Source organism: Aquabacterium sp. (assembly GCF_021768455.1).
In the GTDB taxonomy this organism is placed as follows: domain Bacteria; phylum Pseudomonadota; class Gammaproteobacteria; order Burkholderiales; family Burkholderiaceae_C; genus Aquabacterium.
Genome location: NZ_JAIZVX010000263.1, coordinates 1 through 2,324, shown reverse-complemented (window position 1 = coordinate 2,324; position 2,324 = coordinate 1). Strand labels below are relative to the sequence as shown.

The 2,324-nt window shown below is 64.2% G+C and carries 2 protein-coding genes and 2 pseudogenes; 1 reads left to right on the top strand and 3 read right to left on the bottom strand.

Features of this window, described 5'->3' with window-relative positions:
• Window positions 1-259: 259 nt before the first annotated feature.
• The 3 genes and pseudogenes from istB to QZ994_RS19550 all read right to left on the bottom strand — a co-directional run.
• A complete protein-coding gene (gene istB, locus QZ994_RS19560; RefSeq protein WP_060081503.1) occupies window positions 260-1,015 on the bottom strand; it encodes an IS21-like element helper ATPase IstB in 756 nt (251 codons plus the stop codon).
• Window positions 1,016-1,032: 17 nt separating this feature from the next.
• Window positions 1,033-2,046 (bottom strand): annotated as a pseudogene (gene istA, locus QZ994_RS19555) (IS21-like element ISPpu23 family transposase); the annotation flags it as partial.
• A gap of 33 nt (window positions 2,047-2,079) precedes the next feature.
• Window positions 2,080-2,235: pseudogene (locus tag QZ994_RS19550) on the bottom strand (Tn3 family transposase); the annotation flags it as partial.
• Between QZ994_RS19550 and QZ994_RS20065 the strand changes: the two are divergent.
• Window positions 2,170-2,324: Tn3 family transposase (locus QZ994_RS20065; protein WP_367172363.1), on the top strand; the 155-nt coding region annotated here is incomplete at its 3' end. The pseudogene QZ994_RS19550 and the gene QZ994_RS20065 overlap by 66 nt on opposite strands.

Sequence of the window (2,324 nt, the reverse complement as noted above, 5' to 3'; positions counted from 1 at the left end):
CACTGAGCAGCTCAGCCTCCCTTTCCAGTTCGGCTGTTAAAAAAACAACACCGTTGTTTGAAAGCACCAGCAAATCAAGTGCTCACTCTTCTATTTTACAGTACCTGGCAACAGCACTTTGCGGTGCAGTCTGCGGATTCCACGCCATCCGGCCACCCAGTCCGCTCTCATCTGGCCAGGCATTCCACGGCCATCTGGCCACCTGTTCCACGGCCATCCGGCCGGGCAGTCGGAGCGCAGCGACGCAGGGGTTGCATTGTTAGTCTGAGGCGCCCGGTGTCGTCAATTTCTTCACCCGCTTTCTCATCGATTCGCCCTTGAGGTTGATCCGATAAGCGTTATGCACCAGGCGGTCGAGGATGGCATCGGCCAGGGTTGGATCGCCGATCAGTTCGTGCCAGTTGTCCACGGGCATTTGGCTGGTCACGAGGGTCGAGCGCTGGCCGTAGCGGTCGTCCAGTAGCTCCAGCATGTCGCGACGCTGCTCAGCGGTGAACGGCGCCAGGCCCCAGTCGTCGAGGATCAGCAGGTCGGTCTTGGCATAGCCGCTCATCAGCTTGGCGAAGCGCCCGTCGCCATGGGCCAAGCCCAACTCTTCCAGTAGGCGCGGCAAGCGCAGGTAACGCACGCTGTAGCCCTCTCGGCAGGCCTGGTGTGCCAGGGCGCAGGCCAGCCAGGTTTTACCGACGCCAGTCGGGCCGTTGATAATCAGGTTGAGGCCGTCGCGCAGCCACTGGCCGCTAGCCAGTTGCAGGATCAGGGCCTTGTCCAGCCCGCGCGGGCTGCGGTAGTCGATGTCTTCGAGGCAGGCGTTGTGCTTGAGCCGGGCCTGACGCAGGCGGCTGCTGAGGCGCTTGTCGTCGCGTTCGGTCAGTTCGCGGTCGACCAGCAGGCCGAGGCGTTCCACGAAGCTCAGGCTGTCGATGTCGGGGGTTTTCAGTTGCTCGGCGAGTGCCTTGAGCATGCCGGTCAGGCGCAGGGTCTGGAGCTTGTCCAGGGTCGGATGGGGCAGCATGGTGGGATTCCTTGTGTTCAGTGGTAGTAGCCGGGGCCGCGCAGGTTGGCGTGGTCGTCCGGCAGCAGGGGCAGGTGCTGCTGGGCCAGCGGCAGGTTTTCCAGCCCCTGGCGCAGGATCGATTCGAGGCTCTTGTAGCTGCACGCACCGAGGCTGAGGGCGCGACGGCAGGCCAACTCCAAGCGCACTTCGCCATGGGTCTTGCCCAGGCGCAGGATGCCCAGGCAGGCCCGGTAGCCTTGGGTTGGGTGGATGCGCCGTTCGAGGATGTGGCTGATCACGCCGGCCGTGTTCGGCCCGGTCTGCTCAGCCCAGCGGATCAGCCGTTGTGGCGTCCACTCGGCATGCTCGCGATGACTCTTGGGCATGTGCTCGGCCTGTGTGCTGTGCCGGCCCTTGTGCGGTGAGCGAAGGTGGCTGGCCACCCGCTGATTGGCGTGGAAGCACTCCACCGTGCGCGCTGTCAGGCGTACTTCCAGTTGTTTCTTCACCAGTTGGTACGGCACCGAGTAGTAGTGCCCATCGACCTCGACGTGGTAGTCGATGTGCACCCGCGCCTTCTTCCACTCGGCATAGACGTAGGGCTGCTCCGGCAGTGGGCGCAGCGCTGGACGATCCAGGGCTTCGAAGGCCGAGTGCCGGGAGCCCGGCAGCTTGCGAAACGGTCGTCGGTTGAGCCGCTCCAGCAATAAGGCGATGGCGCTGTTGAGTTCGTCCAGGGAGAAGAACTGGCGGTTCCTCAGCGCGGCGAGGATCCAGCGCTCGACCACCTGCACGCCGACCTCGGCCTTAGCCTTGTCGCGCGGCTTACGCGCCCGCGCCGGCACCACCGCCACGCCATAGTGCTCGGCCAGATCGCGGTAGCTCGGGTTGATGTCCGGCTCGTAGCGATGGCTCTTACTCACCGCGCTTCGCAGGTTGTCCGGCACCACGATCTCCGGCACACCGCCGAGAAAGGAGAAGCAGCGGGCATGTGAGCCCAGCCAGTCAGGTAACTGCTGCGACCAGGTGGCTTCGGCGAAGGTGTAGCTGGGGAGCCCGCAGAATTCGGAAAAAATCGTACGCTAAGGTTTTCCGGGCATCCGTAGGGGCCGAAACTTCCCGTCTTCCAGTCTGCGGCTCTGCCGCCAGACGTAATCGCCGGTCAGGTTGATGTGCTCCCAGCCCAGCGGCGACAGGAATTGCAGCAGCTCGCCGTCCACCGGCTTGCCGGCCTCAACCTGGTGACGGCGGCCATCGTGCTATGGAACACGGTCTATCTGGAGCGGGCCGCGAACGCCTTGCGTGGCCACGGTCAAGCCGTCGATGA

Bases quoted from the DNA above. Each gene is read 5' to 3' on its own strand.
- istB (WP_060081503.1), bottom strand. From the start codon at position 1,015: ATGCTGCCCCATCCGACCCTGGACAAGCTCCAGACCCTGCGCCTGACC.